Here is a 14,383-nt window from a genome sequence, read left to right as displayed (position 1 = left end):
ACGGGTCACTTTATTTCATAAAATCAGCTGCTTGTCGTTCGTTTTAAGCTCCCCCTTCGGGGGAGCTGGCGCGCAGCGCCTGAGAGGGTTATCAGGTGCGGTAGTCGCCGTTGATCTTGACGTAATCGTAGGTCAGATCGCAGCCCCATGCCTTTGCGGATGCATCGCCGGTGCCCATGTCCACCTTGACCAGCACATCGTGCTCAGCCAGCACCTTGGCGGCTTCGTCCTCGCTGTAGGGGTGGTAGGCGGCGTTTTCGCACACATACACCTCACCGGCCTTGCTGGAAAGCCACACGCAGACCTTATCAATGGAGAAATCGCCGGGGGTGTAGCCGATGGCGCACAGGATGCGGCCCCAGTTGGCATCGCGGCCGAACACTGCGGCCTTGAACAGGTTGGAGCACACCACGCTGCGGCTGACGGCACGGGCGGTCTTCAGGTCGGGGGCGTGGGTCACTTCGCAGGTGATGAGGTGGGTGGCACCCTCGCCGTCACCGGCGTGCTCGGCACACATGTGCTCTGCAATGGCGGTGAGCGCGGCAACAAAGGCTTCGTAGTCCGCATTCTCCTCGCAGATCTCCGGGTTGCCTGCAAGGCCGGAAGCCATGATGATCAAGGTATCGTTGGTGGAGGTGTCCAGATCCACGCTCATCTGGTTGTAGGTGCCGGGCACCACGGTCTTGAGGGCCTTTTCCAACAGGATGGGCGAGACCGCCGCATCGGTGGTGTAGAAGGCCAGCATGGTGGCCATGTTGGGGGCGATCATGCCGCTGCCCTTGCCAATGGCACCCACCGTGCAGGTCTTGCCGCCCAGCTCGAACTGGATGGCGTATTCCTTTTTGTGGGTGTCGGTGGTCATGATGGCGGTGGCCGCGTCGGTGCTGCCCTGCTCGTCCGCAGCCAGCTTTGCGGCGGCGGCAGGGATGCCCCGGGCAAAGGGGTCGATGACCATGGGCTGACCGATGACACCGGTGGAGGCGGGCAGAACGTCCTGCGGGTCGATGCCCAGCTCCTTGCCCACCAGCTCGCAGCATTCTTCGGCCAGAGCCACGCCGTTGGCGGCGCAGGTGTTGGCGTTGCCGCTGTTCACGATGATCGCCTGTGCGTAGCCGTCCTTCAGGTGGGCACGGTCCACCTTGATGGGTGCGCCGCAGACCTTGTTGGTGGTGTACACACCGGCGGCGGCGCAGCGCACGTCCGCCTTGATGAGTGCCAGATCGTATTTTTCTGCATGGTTTGCGCGGATGCCGCAGTGCACGCCAGCCGCTGCAAAGCCCTTGGGCGCGCAGATGCCGCCCGCAACTTCTTGATACTGCATAATGATCTTCCTTTCCCACAGGACGAACCCTCTCAGTCAATGCCTTGCGGCATTGCCAGCTCCCCCAAAAGGGGGAGCTTTTCAGCAAGAGGGAAACCTTATCTTTTTGCCAAAAGCTCCCCCTTCGGGGGAGCTGTCACCGTCAGGTGACTGAGAGGGTTTTCTTTTTTATTCCAACCCTTTGGTCTCTTCCAGCCCCAGCATCAGGTTCATGCACTGGACGGCCGCGCCGGAGGAGCCTTTGCCCAGATTATCGAACAGGGAGACCAGCATCATCTGGTCGCCTGCAGCGTTCACGGTCATGTACAGCTCCATGCGGTCGGTACCGGCCATAGCATTGGAGTACAGGCCGTTTTCCGGCAGGGCTTCGTTCAGGGCGTGCACCTTGACGGTGGCAGCATCCTTGTAATATGCCGCAATGCCCTCGGCCACCTGTTCGGCGGTGCTGCCCGCCAGCGTCAGATCCAGCGGCACCAGCACCTGCATGCCGCAGTAGTAATCGCACACCACGGGCACGAACATGGGGGTGTGGGCAAGGCCGCTGATCTTCTGCATTTCCGGCAGATGCTTATGGGCAAGGCCCAGACCGTAGCTCTTGGGTGCATCCAGCTTGCTGTGCGCCGGGCGGTCAGCGCTCTCGTACTCGGCGATCATCTTTTTGCCGCCGCCGGAGTAGCCGGAGATGCCGGTACAGCTGAAGGGATACTCTGCCGGTGCAAGGCCCAGCTCCACCAGCGGGCGGGCAATGCTGATAAAGCCGCTGGCATAGCAGCCGGGCACTGCCACGCGGCAGGAATTTTTGATTTTTTCCTTCTGGCCCGCCAGCTCCGGGAAGCCGTAGTCCCATGCGGCATCGGTGCGGAAGGCGGTGGAGGTGTCCAGCACCTTCACGTCCGGGCGCAGCAGAGGCATGACCTCTTTGGAAGCGGCATCCGGCAGGCAGAGGAAGGCAAGGTCGGCGGAGTTGATCACCTTCGCGCGCTCGTTCACATCCTTGCGGCCCTCTGCGGAAATGGAAAGCAGCTCGATCTCCGGGCGTTGTGCCAGACGGTCGGCAATGCGCAGGCCGGTGGTGCCGGAAGAGCCATCAATAAAAACTTTCACGCTCATGCGTTCTTTTCCTCCCACGCATCCAGCTGTGCGTTTGCCAGTGCGATCTGGTTGTTCACGCTGGCTTCGCTGGGGCCGCCGTAGCTGGTGCGGCCCTCGCAGCACTTGACCAGATCAATGGCATCGTAGATATCGTTCTCAAACAGAGCGCTGTAGCCCTTGAACTCGTCGAGGGTCAGCTCTTCAAGGGTCTTGTCCTTTGCGATGCAGTCGGACACCATGCAGCCGGTCAGCTTGTAGGCATCGCGGAAGGGCATCCCCTTCTTGGTGAGGTAGTCGGCGCAGTCGGTGGCGTTGATAAAGCCCTTGGCGGCGGCGCGGCGCATGTTGGCCGGAATGGTCTTCATGGTGTCCAGCATGGGAGTGACCGTCTTCAGGCACAGCTCCAGCGTATCCACTGCGTCGAAGATGGCTTCCTTATCTTCCTGCATGTCCTTGTTGTAGGCGAGGGGAATGCCCTTCATCATCACCAGCAGGGTGTTCAGGTCGCCGTAGACGCGGCCGGTCTTTCCGCGGATCAGCTCGGTAACATCGGGGTTCTTCTTCTGCGGCATGATGGAAGAGCCGGTGGTAAAGGCATCGTCCAGCTCAATGAACTTGAACTCCCAGCTGCACCACAGGATGATCTCCTCGGAAAGACGGGACAGGTGCATCATGCAGATGGAGATGGCGTTTGCCAGTTCGATGCAGAAATCACGGTCGGACACGCCGTCCAGACTGTTGGCGCAGGGAGCCGCAAAGCCCAGCTTTTCGGCGGTGAACTGGCGGTCCAGCGGGTAGGTGGTGCCAGCCAGCGCGCCGCTGCCCAGCGGGCACTGTGCGTCCATGCGGGCGGTGGCATCCTCAAAGCGCTGCAGGTCGCGCAGCAGCATGGAGGCGTATGCCATCAGGGCGTGGCCAAAGGTGATGGGCTGGGCGCGCTGCAGGTGGGTGTAGCCCGGCATGACGGCGGTGGTGTTCTCACCGGCCTTTTTGCAGATGACCTTGATGAGCTCCACAATGTAGGCCTGCAGGGTGTGGCTGTAGTCCCGCAGGGTCAGGCGGATATCCAGCGCCACCTGATCGTTGCGGCTGCGGCCGGTGTGCAGCCGCTTGCCCGCATCGCCAATGCGGGCGGTGAGGGTCTGCTCCACAAAGGTGTGCACATCCTCGGCATTGGGGTCGATCTCCAGCCTGCCGGCTGCCAGATCGTCGGCGATGGAAGCCAGACCGTTGAGGATGTCCTCACAATCCTTTTCCGAGATGATGCCCTGCTTTGCCAGCATGGCGGCGTGCACGCCGCTGCCGCGCATATCCTGCGCGATCATGCGCTGGTCGAACCGGATGGAGGAGTTGAAGTCGTTCACGCGGGAATCCACGGCCTTGGAAAAACGGCCCTTCCAGAGTTGTTCTGCCATAAAATTGTCCTCTTTTTATTTACCTCTAAAAACGGCAAAGCCGCCGCAGGGGAAAACGCTCCTGCGGCGGTGCCGCCGGCAACGATGCCGGTTGGATGGAACTTCCGTGTGAAAGTGTGAAAACACACGAAAGGGAAGATGTTATAGCTGCTTACTTGACCTCCGGCCAGTTCTTGGACAGCTTTGCGCGCTCCTTGATGGACAGGCCGAACAGGTTGATGAAGCCTGTTGCATCAGCCTGATTGTAGTCCTCGTCCTCACCGAAGGAAGCAGTCTGCTCGTCGTACAGGGTGTACGGAGAGGTGACGCCGGCGTTGATCATGTTGCCCTTGTAGAGCTTGAGCTTCACATCGCCGGTGACGGTCTTTTCCAGACTGTCGGCAAAGGCATCCAGAGCCTCGCGCAGCGGGGTGAACCACTGGCCGTTGTAAACGATATCGGCATACTTCTGGGCCAGCTGAGCCTTGAAGTGAGAGCTTTCCTTATCCAGAGTGATGGTCTCCAGAACATTGATGGCCTTGTACAGGATGGCACCGCCGGGGGTCTCATACACACCGCGGCTCTTCATGCCCACCAGACGGTTCTCCACGATATCCAGCAGGCCGATGCCGTTCTCGCCGCCCAGCTTGTTCAGGTATTCCACCAGCTCCACAGCGCCCATCTCCTTGCCGTCCACGGCGGTGGGGATGCCCTTTTCAAAGTGGATGGTCACATAGGTGGGCTTATCGGGAGCCTGCTCGGGGCTGATGCCCAGCTCCAGGAAGCCGGGCTTGTTGTACTGCGGCTCGTTGGCGGGGCTTTCCAGATCCAGACCCTCGTGGCTCAGGTGCCACAGGTTCTTGTCCTTGGAATAGTTGGTCTCGCGGTTGATCTTCAGGGGGATGTGGTGAGCCTCGGCGTAATCGATCTCCTCGTCACGGCTCTTGATGTCCCACTCACGCCACGGAGCAATGATGGCCATATCGGGGCACAGGGCCTTGAGGGTCAGCTCAAAACGCACCTGATCGTTGCCCTTGCCGGTGCAGCCGTGGCAGATGGCGTCTGCGCCTTCCTTGATGGCAATATCAGCCAGAGCCTTTGCGATGCACGGACGTGCAAAGCTGGTGCCCAGCAGGTAGTCCTCGTACTTTGCGCCGAACTTCAGGGTGGGGAAGATGTAGTTCTCCACAAAGTCCTTCTTCAGGTCCAGCACGTACAGCTTGGAAGCGCCGGTAGCCTTGGCCTTTTCTTCCAGACCATCCAGCTCCGTGCCCTGACCCACGTCACCGGAGACAGCGACGACCTCGCAGTTGTTGTAGTTTTCCTTCAGCCAGGGAATGATGATGGAGGTGTCCAGACCGCCGGAGTATGCCAGCACGACTTTTTTGATGTTTTCCTTTTTCATAGGTGACGCTCCTTTTTCATAAAAATACACTTTTGTCTTCTGATGCGCACTTTCCCTTCGCATCCTCTTCCGTTGCGTTTCGGTTGATGCTTTTATTATACGCCGCGCTGTTTTTTCGTCAATAACAAAACCATACAAACCTTTTTTGCTTCCGGCACCCGTTTTTCGTTCATGTTGCATCTTTATGCGTTATTTGCAGAATATATTCATATTTTATGCATTTTCACAGTATATATTCGGGGCACATGCATCCCGCCCGGGGCATGTGCGGACTACAGCACACGGAAAGAATTCACACCGCAAAAACAAAAAGCCCGGGACCCTTTTGTGAGCCGTCTGGCCCTGAAAGAGTCCCGGGTTTCGTTTTCGCTTTATGCGCCGGAAAATGGCCCGCCCGCCGCGCTCCATGCGCGGCACAGCAGTTCCTTCTGGGCCTTGGGCAGCTGCTTGAGGGCATACTCCCGCCGCAGGGCGGCGCGCTTATCCGCGCACAGTTCGAGATAGGCAAAACCCCCGGCCCCTCTGGCACGGGTGTACTTTGCGCCGCGTCCGCTCTGGTGGGCGCACAGGCGGGCGGCAGGGTCGGTGGTCCAGCCGGTGTACAGCGTACCGCCGGTACACCGCACCATATACACAAAGGCGGGCTTTGGCCGGGCGCACGGCTCAGATGCGGCCATTGTTCTTTAACACCTGACGGCAGGCCGCAAGGGCGGTCTCCTTATCCTTGGCCGTGATGAGGAAGCGGCTGGCGTGGCAGAAGCTGATGCCCGGGATGCCGCTCTTCTGCTCAATGACCTCCTGCGGCTGGCCGGCCCAGCTCTGGGGGAAGGGCAGCTTGGGGCGCTTGGTCTTGTGGTCGGTGACGCACTGGGCGCTCCAGCCGCCGCGCTGGCTGGGGTAGATCACGAACAACGCGTCCGTCTTGTACAGGCCGTTCTTCCACGGCAGATAGCAGGGCAGCACCACGATGCCGTCCCGGGAGTTTTTGTAAGCCTGCTGCACCTTTTCGTCGGCGCGGTTCACGGCGTTGGCGCTGGCGATCTGGTTTTCCAAGATCTGCTTTGCCACGGCCACCGCCTTGAAAAAGCAGGTGTCCTGATCCTCTTTGGAGTCCCACACCGGGTTAAAAAAGCCAATGGCATCGCACAGGCTGTTCTGCTCGCCGGTGTTATCGTTGAGGTCCAGCGGCTGGATAAAGTTCTCGTCAATGAGCCGGGCCTGCCGCTCGCCCACAAGGCCGGGGCCGAGCACCCGCCACAGCAGGCCGAAGGCCGCATAGGGCACGCCATTGGGGCGGCACTCCCGCGGCTCCTGATGGTGGTCGAACATACCAAAGCCCACATCGTACACGATGCCGTCAAAATCATCCGGCACCACAAAGCCGCGGGTGATCTTGATGTCCGGGCGCAAAATTTGCAGCAGGGCAGTGGCAAACACATCGTCGGCGTGGAACTTGCCGGCGTGGGTAAAGCCGTTTGCAGGAATTTTCATAGATGTACCTCGTTCCCAATAAAATGTCTGGCAACAGTATAGCACACTTTGCAGAAAGGGACAACGAAAAGCCCCGGAACGGGCACGCCATTCCGGGGCTTCTTGAGCGTATTCTTACTTTTTCTTTGTGGTGCGTGCCTTTTTAGCGGCAGGAGCGGCGGGCTTTTCCGCCGGGGCGGTCTCCGGCTCGCCCAGAGCCAGAATGCTGCTCAGTTCCTTCTGAGCTGCGGCATTCGTGGCATCGGTGGTGGCCAGCACGTCGGCGTAGAACTGCTCCATGCCCTCGCGGGTGGAGAAGGTGGCAACGTACATCTGGTTGCCCATGGCACCGCTCAGGGCGTCCGGGATGCGGTCCACCATGCGCATGTTCTGCTGGTACTTCTGCATGATCTGCTCGTGGCTGTACACAAAGTGCTTGCCGTCGCGGCGGCCTGCAAACGGGCAGTAGAAGTGCTCGCCCACCGGCATATCGGTGCCGCCAAAGGCGATCATGTCCGCCCAGATCTTGTAGACGTTGGTGGAGCGGGCAAAGTTGATCATGTCCGGGGTAAAGCCGCCGCAGGGGCGCATGTTGACCTCCAGCGCCACGATCTGGCCCTTTTTGCCCATGCTGGCCTGATTCTCGGTCATGCGGAAGAACTCAAAGTGGATGAAGCGGCTCTTCACGCCAAAGCTCTTGACGGCGGCACGGCCTGCAGCGCGGGTGTCCTCGGGCAGGTCCTTGATGATGTAGTAGATGGAGTTGTCGTTGTCGTTGACGATATCCATGATGGACATGGGGCTGACGTTGCCGGCCTCAAAGATGGGGTTGCCGTTGGCATCGATGATGGCATCGTAGCTGTTCACCTCGGCCCGGACGAACTCCTCCATGATGTACTCCACATCCGGGTGATGGGCCGTCTTCTGCACGAGGAACTTTTTCAGGTCCTCGTCGCTGGACAGCTTGTGGGTATCGGATGCGCCCACGCCGTTATCCGGCTTTACCACCACCGGGTAGCCCACCTCGTCGATGAACTTCCGGCAGCCCTCGTAATCGTCCACCATGTGGTAACGTGCGGTGGCGATGCCGGCCTTCTGGTAATACTCCTTCATCTTGCTCTTGTACTTGATGCGGGGCATATCGGAGGTCTGGAAGCCGGAGGTGATGTGGAAATCGGTGCGCAGGGCTGCGTCCCGCTCCAGCCAGTATTCATTGTTGGACTCCAGCCAGTCGATGCGGCCATACTTGAAGGCAAAGAAGGCCACGGCGCGGTAGACCTCGTCGTAGTTTTCCAGACTGCCCACCTTGTAGTACTCGTTCAGGCTGTCCTTCAGCTCTGGCTTCAGCTCATCGTAGGGCTGGTCGCCGATGCCCAGCACATTCATTCCGTTGTTTTTCAGCTCACGGCAGAACTGCCAGTAGTTGGTGGGGAAGTTGGGCGAAATAAAAATGAAATTCTGCATGGTTTTATGATTCCTCTTTCCTCTATAAACCTCTATAAAGGCGGCCTCGCCCTCTCCGTCCGCTCGCAAAGCTCGCGTCCACCTCGTTCCCCTTTCTGTCGCTTGCGCGACATCTTCCCCCGACCGGGGGAAATCTGTCAAAGGGAGAGGCCTTGGCAGTACGGCAAGGCCTTTTGGTTTTGCCAAAGGCTCCCCCTTTGGGGGAGCTGTCACCGAAGGTGACTGAGAGGGCGAGCCATTTTACTCGCCCAGAATATACGGCATGTAATATGCAGTCTGCTTATACCACCAGTTCCAGTCGTGGTTCACATCGTGGCCCCACAGGTCTACCCAGATGGGGATGTTCTTGGCCTCGAAGATGCGCTTGAGGAACCATGTGGTGTCCGGCTGCTCCCAGTCGCCCTGACCGCAGCAGATGACCGCCTTCTGGCTACGGAACAGCTGCATATAGGGGTGATCCTCCGGGAAGTTCTTCATGTAGTCCACGGGCGAGTTCATGTACACCAGCTCGTCCATATAATTGCCGAAGCCATAGTGGGCCGTGTAGATGCCGCTGAGGGCCAGACAGCCGCAGAACACATCCGGGCGGCGCAGGTACAGGTTGACCGCATGGGTAGCGCCCAGACTGCAGCCAAAGGCAATGACACCGGGCAGGTCGTCCCAGCCGTTGCGCTCCTTGGCCATATACTGGATCTTGGGCACAGCCTCCTCCACGATATAGCGCAGCCACTGCTCATAGCGGCGAATGCGCCAATAGGGGTCACCCTGCGTGTCGGACCAGGTCTCCTTGTCCATGGTATCAATGGAGATCACCATGATCTTACCGGCATCGATCCACGGGGCAAGGGTGTCGGCCATGTGGAAGTTCTCAAAATCGAAGAAGCGGCCATCCTGACAGGGGATGTACAGCATCGGGCGGCCTGCGTGGCCGTAAATTTTACACTCCATGTCGCGGCCCAGCGCCGGGCTGTAGTCCTTAAAATACTGCATTTCCATGGTGTTTCCTCCTTTTAGGGTTTACTCCTCCACCTCATACATCAGGGTGTGGAACATAAAGGGCAGCTGTTTTTCCCAACTGGCTTCGCTGTGGGTGCCGCCGGGCACGATGCGGCTGGTAAGGTGGATGCCCCGGGTCATGACCTTTGCGCACATCTCTGCAAAGCCGCAGCGCATCCCGTCGTGGTTGCCCATCTCGCGGGAGCCGTAGTCCATGTACAGCACGGTGCCCGGCTCCAGCTTTGCGCGGCCCACAAGGCCGGAAAGCTTTTCCGGCGACACCCAGATAGACGGTGACAGCGCCGCCGCACGGCTGAAAGTGTCGTTGTACTGCAAAAGGGCGTACAGGCTCATCAGGCCGCCCATACTGCTGCCGCCGATGAAGGTGTGCTCCCGGTCGGGCAGAGTGCGGAAGTTGCGGTCGATGAAGGGTTTGAACCGGTGGATATACCAGCTCATGGTGGCCTGACCCGTGCCGTCGAAGTGGCCGAACTGCGGGTCGTCGAACCGGTAGGGCGAATACTCCACCAGCCGTTCGTTGTTGGCTCCGGCGTTGCACTCCACCGCCGCCACGATCAGCGGGGTGTCGGTGTAGTCCAGATAATCGGCCACGCCCCAGCTTTTGCCAAAGGTGGCATCCTCGTCAAAAAAGACGTTCTGGCCGTCGAACATATACAGCACCGGATACCGGCGGTCGGGGTCAGCTTCATACATCGTGGGCAGATAAACATATACTCTGCGCTGCTCGGTGCCGTTGACGGCAGGGTAGCTCACGCTCCATTTTTTGACCATGGATCCATTCCTCTCAATCTTTCCCGCACGCCTGCCGCAATGCAGGCCGCTGTTCTGTTTTCAGTTTAGCACTGCAGGGCACAGAAAGCAATTGCGCCGGGAAATTTTGGAGGTTTGACGGATACTCCTTCCGTCATCGCTGCGCGATGCCACCTCCCTCAATGAGGGAGGCTTTGGCAGTACGGTAAAGTTTCCGGTTTTGCCAACGGCTCCCTCTTAGAGGGAGCTGTCGAGCGTATGCGAGACTGAAGGAGTTTTCCGATATACGGCAAACGCCGCCGAGCGGAGGCCTGGCGGCGTTTGCTGCTATTCTGAATAAAAAGGTTCTCTCCGGAGAATCGGGATCAGTTCTTTTTCTCAACAGGCACGATCCAGCCCTTGGTATCGGGGATCTTGCCCCACTGCATACCGGTCATGGTGTCGTACAGCTTCTGGGTGACAGGGCCGATCTTGCCGTCGCCGATGTAGGCGTGCTCGCCCTTCCAGACCAGCTCCTTGACGGGGGAGACGACAGCAGCGGTACCGGTGCCGAACACCTCTTCCAGCTTGCCTTCGCGGGCAGCAGCCATGATGTCGGCAATGGCGATCTTGCCCTCAACGACCTCATAGCCCCAGTCCTTCAGCAGCTCGATGCAGCTGCGGCGGGTAACGCCGGGCAGAACGGTGCCGACGGTAGCAGCGGTGTACACCTTGCCGTCGATCTTGAACATGATGTTCATGCTGCCAACTTCCTCGACGTACTTCTTCTCCACGCCGTCCAGCCACAGCACCTGTGCGTAGCCCTGCTCCTCGGCCAGCTCGCCGGCCTTGATGGAAGCAGCGTAGTTGCCGCCGCACTTGGTGAAGCCGGTCAGGCCGGGAGCGGCGCGGATGTACTCGTCTTCCACGTAGATGCGGACGGGGTTGATGCCCTCGGCATAGTAAGCGCCCGAGGGAGCGCAGATGATGCAGAAAATGTAGTGCTTGGAAGCGTGCACGCCCAGACCCACGTCGTTTGCAAACACGAAGGGACGGATATACAGGGAAGCACCGTCGGAATGGGGCACCCAGTCACGGTCCACGTCCACCAGCGTCTCAACGGCCTGAATGTAGTCTTCCACAGGGATCTTGGGGATGCACAGACGGTCGGCGGAGTCCTGGAAACGCTTTGCGTTGCAGTCCGGGCGGAACAGCTGGACGGTATCATCGGCCGTGCGGTATGCCTTCATGCCCTCAAAGATCTCCTGAGCGTAGTGGAACACGACAGTAGCCGGGTCCAGTTCAAAGGGGCCGTAGGGGACAATGCGGGCATCGTGCCAGCCTTTGCCCTCGGTGTAATCCATCACGAACATATGGTCGGTGAACTTCTTGCCAAAACCCAGATTGCTCTCGTCAGGCTTTGCCTTCGGAGCAGTGGTACGGGTGATCTTGATATCCAACATGATTTATTTTCCCTCTTTCCTGATCTCGGGCGCAGCGAGTGAAAACGCGCCCGCAAACACCGAATGTTGTTTTCTATTATAATAATATGAATGTGATTTACAAGGAAACGAAAAATCTTTCATCTTTGGATAGGTTAAGTTGCGCTAAATTGCCTGCTTTTCCATGTGCAAACTGCCCAAAATATGATACAATGAGGGCATAAGCCGGATCTTACAGGCTCAGAAAGGAGCTTTTGCACAATGATAAAAGGTGTTATTTTTGATATGGACGGGCTGATGTTCGACACCGAGCGCATCTGGGCCACCCTGTGGAAGCCCGCACTGGCCACACTGGGCCTTCCTTATAAGGAAGGGCTGGACGCTGCCGCGCGCGGCTCGGCAGGCGATTCCATGCGGGCCGTGCTGCGCCGCTTCTACGGCCCGGACTGCGACACCGATGCCATCATGGATGCCCTGCACGCGCAGGCGGAGACGGCCTTTCAGGCACCGCCGCCCAAAAAGCCGGGTCTGGATGAACTCATCGCCTATCTGGAAGCGCAGCACATTCCCATGGTGGTGGCTTCCTCCAGCCGGATGGCATCCATCCTGCGGCACCTCAACAACTGGCACATGACCGATCACTTTCAGGCCCTTATTTCCGGCGAGCAGTTCACCTCGTCAAAGCCCGACCCGGAGATCTTCCTCACCGCGGCCAAGGCGCTGGGCACAGCCCCGGCTGAAACGCTGGTGCTGGAGGACAGCTACAACGGCGTGCGGGCCGGTGCCCGGGGCGGCTTTGTCACCGTGATGGTGCCGGACCTTGCCCCCGCCGACGACGAGATGCGCCGTCTGTACACCGCCGAGTGCAAAGACCTGCGCGAGGTGAAAAAGATGCTGGAGGAGGGGAAGCTTCTTTCCGAAGCCTGAAATATACAGTTGGTCTTTTACATTTTCACGCTAAAAAAAGCGGAGAACATCCTCAAGGAAGTCTTTGTCCGACTTATCCAGCAGTCCTCCCGTGTGGAGCTGGGCAAGAAGTTTGAAAGCGGCTTCTATGCCAAACCCGACACCTCCAGCCCGCAGGCTGTACCCGCCGCAGGCGAACCCACCATCTCCATGACGGCTCTCTTGGAATTGCTCAAGGATGCCGACCCGGAAATGAAGGCAAAGCTGCGCCTGGCACTGCTCACCTGATGCAAAAAAGGGCACTGATTGCAATGCAATACAGCGCCCTACATCATCGGACATGGAAAACACCGACCGTGCAAAAACCGTGCAGAAACCGTGCACCCATGGCTTACAAAACAAAAAAGCCATGAAATCTTTCGATTTCACGGCATTTTCTGGTGCGATGGAAGGGACTCGAACCCCCGGCCTACTGATTCGTAGTCAGTCACTCTATCCAGCTGAGCTACCAACGCATACGTTCCGCTCGGAACATGATGTATTTTATCACTCAGACTGGGTTTTGTCAACCGTTTTTTGCAAATATTTTTATCTTTTTCAAAAAGCAGCATTTTTTATGATTTTTCTTGTATCGTTTTTGTCGTTCTTGTGCTATAATAACCTTACTATATGTTTTTAATCTGTGTCCGTGCAGGGGTACAGGAGCTTTGCGGGCAGCACCGCGTGGAGGCTGCGCCGCCGGGTTTTCTCTGCAGCGAGACACCACGGAGGGTAGATCCTATGAAACTGGTAAGCGTGGAAACTCCCGAAAAGAGTGTCTGCAAAATGACCTTCAGCGCCAGCCCCGAAGAGCTGGAAGCTGCATCCAACGCCGTTTACGAACGCACCCGCGCCTCCTATACGATCCGCGGCTTCAAGAAGGGCGAAGCGGACCGCGCACAGATCGAGGCTGACCGCGGCGAGCACACCTTCTGGTACGATGCCATCAACGATCTGATGGACAAGGACGTGCCCGCGCTGTATGATGCCGCCATGGCAGAGCACGGCTTTGTGGCTGTTGACAATCCTGTGTACGATCTTGTGAGCGTGAAAAAGGACGAGGGCTTTGTGGCCACTGCCACTGTTGCCCTGCAGCCTGAGCTGAACCTGACCAAGACCACCGGCTTTACCGCCGAGTGCGTCACCCCGGAAGTGACCGACAAGGAGATCGACAATGTGCTGGAGCGCCGCCGCGCTGCTGCCGCTGAGCTGGTGCCGCACAAGGGTCCGGCCGTAAAGGGCAACATCGTACATATCGATTACGAAGGTCTGCTGGAGGGCAAGCCCTTCCAGGGCGGCACCGCAAAGAACCAGGCCGTCCAGCTGGGCAGCGGCCGCATGATCCCCGGCTTTGAAGAGGGCATTCTGGGCCATAAGGCAGGCGAGGAATTCGAGATCTTCGTCACCTTCCCGAACCGTTACCACGCAAAGGATCTGGCCGGTAAACCCGTCGTGTTCAAGATCAAGCTGATCGACGTATGTGTGCGCCAGATCCCTGCTCTGAACAGCGACTTTGCCAAGAAGGTTGCCAATGTGGACACCATGGACGAGCTGCGTGCACAGGTCAAGCAGCAGCTGCACGACGGCAAGCACGCCGGTGCGCTGAACCGTGCCAAGGATCAGATCCTGACCCAGCTGGCCGATGCTTCTGAGGGCGAACTGCCCAGCGTGCTGGTGGAGACCACCTACCAGCAGCAGATGGAGCAGATCCAGCAGCAGCTGCAGATGCAGCGCCTGAGCCTGGATCGCTACCTGAGCCAGATCCACGAGACCCGCGAGAGCTTTACCGCCAAGGTGCGCTCTTCTGCCGAGAAGACCGCCCGTGTGCACATGGCTCTGCTGCAGATCGCACAGCAGGAAAATCTGGTGCCCACCGAGGAAGATATCGATAAGGCTCTGGCCGCTCGTGCAGAGCGCGCCAAAAAGACGCTGGAAGAGATCAAGGAAAAATCCGATATTCCCGCCATGCGCCGCAACGAGGGCATCCGCAAGGCTGCCGACTGGGTGATCGAGCACTCCACCATTGAAGAAAAGTAAGTTCTGATACAGAGAAAGCCCGTGCAGTTTCCGGCTGCACGGGCTTTCTTTTTTCATTTGAAGGGCA

General features: G+C 58.6%; 13 protein-coding genes and 1 tRNA gene. 3 read left to right on the top strand and 11 right to left on the bottom strand.

The window, feature by feature from the left end; translation table 11 throughout:
• Window positions 1-91: 91 nt before the first annotated feature.
• The 10 genes from argJ to ACGHP1_RS00200 form a co-directional block, all read right to left on the bottom strand.
• On the bottom strand, window positions 92-1,321 hold the full coding sequence (argJ, locus tag ACGHP1_RS00245; protein WP_005938553.1) for a bifunctional glutamate N-acetyltransferase/amino-acid acetyltransferase ArgJ: 1,230 nt from the start codon (window positions 1,319-1,321) through the stop codon (window positions 92-94).
• Window positions 1,322-1,489: 168 nt separating this feature from the next.
• Window positions 1,490-2,431 carry an N-acetyl-gamma-glutamyl-phosphate reductase gene (argC, locus tag ACGHP1_RS00240; RefSeq protein ID WP_390507098.1) on the bottom strand — a complete coding sequence of 314 codons (942 nt, stop codon included), beginning with the start codon at window positions 2,429-2,431 and terminating at the stop codon, window positions 1,490-1,492.
• Window positions 2,428-3,828 (bottom strand): argininosuccinate lyase, encoded by a 1,401-nt coding sequence (gene argH, locus ACGHP1_RS00235; protein WP_154255776.1) that lies wholly within the window; start codon window positions 3,826-3,828, stop codon window positions 2,428-2,430. The genes argC and argH overlap by 4 nt, the downstream gene beginning before the upstream one ends.
• 151 nt (window positions 3,829-3,979) lie before the next feature.
• The gene (locus tag ACGHP1_RS00230; protein ID WP_044953332.1) at window positions 3,980-5,212 is read right to left on the bottom strand and encodes an argininosuccinate synthase; all 1,233 of its coding nucleotides are present in this window, start codon (window positions 5,210-5,212) and stop codon (window positions 3,980-3,982) included.
• Between the two features lie 371 nt (window positions 5,213-5,583).
• Window positions 5,584-5,889: a GIY-YIG nuclease family protein gene (locus tag ACGHP1_RS00225; protein WP_294648513.1), complete on the bottom strand. Its 306-nt coding sequence runs from the start codon at window positions 5,887-5,889 to the stop codon at window positions 5,584-5,586.
• Entirely contained in the window at window positions 5,876-6,703 is an 828-nt protein-coding gene (locus ACGHP1_RS00220) for an MYG1 family protein (RefSeq protein ID WP_390507095.1), read from the bottom strand. Before ACGHP1_RS00220 ends, ACGHP1_RS00225 begins: the two co-directional genes overlap by 14 nt.
• Before the next feature lie 114 nt (window positions 6,704-6,817).
• Entirely contained in the window at window positions 6,818-8,146 is a 1,329-nt protein-coding gene (locus ACGHP1_RS00215) for an acetyl-CoA carboxylase biotin carboxylase subunit family protein (RefSeq protein WP_390507093.1), read from the bottom strand.
• Window positions 8,147-8,386: 240 nt separating this feature from the next.
• Entirely contained in the window at window positions 8,387-9,142 is a 756-nt protein-coding gene (locus ACGHP1_RS00210) for an esterase family protein (RefSeq protein ID WP_390507091.1), read from the bottom strand.
• Window positions 9,143-9,163: 21 nt separating this feature from the next.
• Entirely contained in the window at window positions 9,164-9,934 is a 771-nt protein-coding gene (locus tag ACGHP1_RS00205) for an alpha/beta hydrolase (RefSeq protein WP_097774505.1), read from the bottom strand.
• A gap of 344 nt (window positions 9,935-10,278) precedes the next feature.
• Window positions 10,279-11,355 (bottom strand): branched-chain amino acid aminotransferase, encoded by a 1,077-nt coding sequence (locus tag ACGHP1_RS00200; RefSeq protein ID WP_390507090.1) that lies wholly within the window; start codon window positions 11,353-11,355, stop codon window positions 10,279-10,281.
• A 240-nt stretch (window positions 11,356-11,595) separates the two neighbouring features.
• Between ACGHP1_RS00200 and ACGHP1_RS00195 the strand changes: the two genes are divergently transcribed.
• Both ACGHP1_RS00195 and ACGHP1_RS00190 read left to right on the top strand, forming a co-directional pair.
• Window positions 11,596-12,261: an HAD family hydrolase gene (locus tag ACGHP1_RS00195; RefSeq protein ID WP_390507088.1), complete on the top strand. Its 666-nt coding sequence runs from the start codon at window positions 11,596-11,598 to the stop codon at window positions 12,259-12,261.
• Between the two features lie 9 nt (window positions 12,262-12,270).
• A complete protein-coding gene (locus ACGHP1_RS00190) occupies window positions 12,271-12,528 on the top strand; it encodes a hypothetical protein (RefSeq protein WP_390507086.1) in 258 nt (85 codons plus the stop codon).
• 150 nt (window positions 12,529-12,678) lie between these two features.
• Here the strand turns inward: ACGHP1_RS00190 and ACGHP1_RS00185 are convergent.
• Window positions 12,679-12,755: transfer RNA gene (locus ACGHP1_RS00185), tRNA-Arg, on the bottom strand.
• Between the two features lie 265 nt (window positions 12,756-13,020).
• Here ACGHP1_RS00185 and tig point away from each other — a divergent pair.
• Window positions 13,021-14,316 carry a trigger factor gene (tig, locus tag ACGHP1_RS00180; protein WP_097776813.1) on the top strand — a complete coding sequence of 432 codons (1,296 nt, stop codon included), beginning with the start codon at window positions 13,021-13,023 and terminating at the stop codon, window positions 14,314-14,316.
• The last annotated feature ends 67 nt before the right edge of the window (window positions 14,317-14,383 follow it).

It is taken from the genome of Faecalibacterium sp. i21-0019-B1, assembly GCF_042852915.1.
Taxonomy (GTDB): domain Bacteria; phylum Bacillota; class Clostridia; order Oscillospirales; family Ruminococcaceae; genus Faecalibacterium; species Faecalibacterium taiwanense.
This window is presented reverse-complemented; position numbering and strand designations above follow the sequence as displayed.

What these genes read in the sequence shown, in the direction of transcription:
- ACGHP1_RS00195 (WP_390507088.1), top strand. Translation starts at nt 11,596, where the DNA reads ATGATAAAAGGTGTTATTTTTGATATGGACGGGCTGATGTTCGACACC.
- ACGHP1_RS00205 (WP_097774505.1), bottom strand. Translation starts at nt 9,934, where the DNA reads ATGGTCAAAAAATGGAGCGTGAGCTACCCTGCCGTCAACGGCACCGAG.
- argH (WP_154255776.1), bottom strand. Translation starts at nt 3,828, where the DNA reads ATGGCAGAACAACTCTGGAAGGGCCGTTTTTCCAAGGCCGTGGATTCC.
- tig (WP_097776813.1), top strand. Translation starts at nt 13,021, where the DNA reads ATGAAACTGGTAAGCGTGGAAACTCCCGAAAAGAGTGTCTGCAAAATG.
- ACGHP1_RS00230 (WP_044953332.1), bottom strand. Translation starts at nt 5,212, where the DNA reads ATGAAAAAGGAAAACATCAAAAAAGTCGTGCTGGCATACTCCGGCGGT.
- argJ (WP_005938553.1), bottom strand. Translation starts at nt 1,321, where the DNA reads ATGCAGTATCAAGAAGTTGCGGGCGGCATCTGCGCGCCCAAGGGCTTT.
- argC (WP_390507098.1), bottom strand. Translation starts at nt 2,431, where the DNA reads ATGAGCGTGAAAGTTTTTATTGATGGCTCTTCCGGCACCACCGGCCTG.
- ACGHP1_RS00215 (WP_390507093.1), bottom strand. Translation starts at nt 8,146, where the DNA reads ATGCAGAATTTCATTTTTATTTCGCCCAACTTCCCCACCAACTACTGG.
- ACGHP1_RS00225 (WP_294648513.1), bottom strand. Translation starts at nt 5,889, where the DNA reads ATGGCCGCATCTGAGCCGTGCGCCCGGCCAAAGCCCGCCTTTGTGTAT.
- ACGHP1_RS00210 (WP_390507091.1), bottom strand. Translation starts at nt 9,142, where the DNA reads ATGGAAATGCAGTATTTTAAGGACTACAGCCCGGCGCTGGGCCGCGAC.
- ACGHP1_RS00200 (WP_390507090.1), bottom strand. Translation starts at nt 11,355, where the DNA reads ATGTTGGATATCAAGATCACCCGTACCACTGCTCCGAAGGCAAAGCCT.
- ACGHP1_RS00220 (WP_390507095.1), bottom strand. Translation starts at nt 6,703, where the DNA reads ATGAAAATTCCTGCAAACGGCTTTACCCACGCCGGCAAGTTCCACGCC.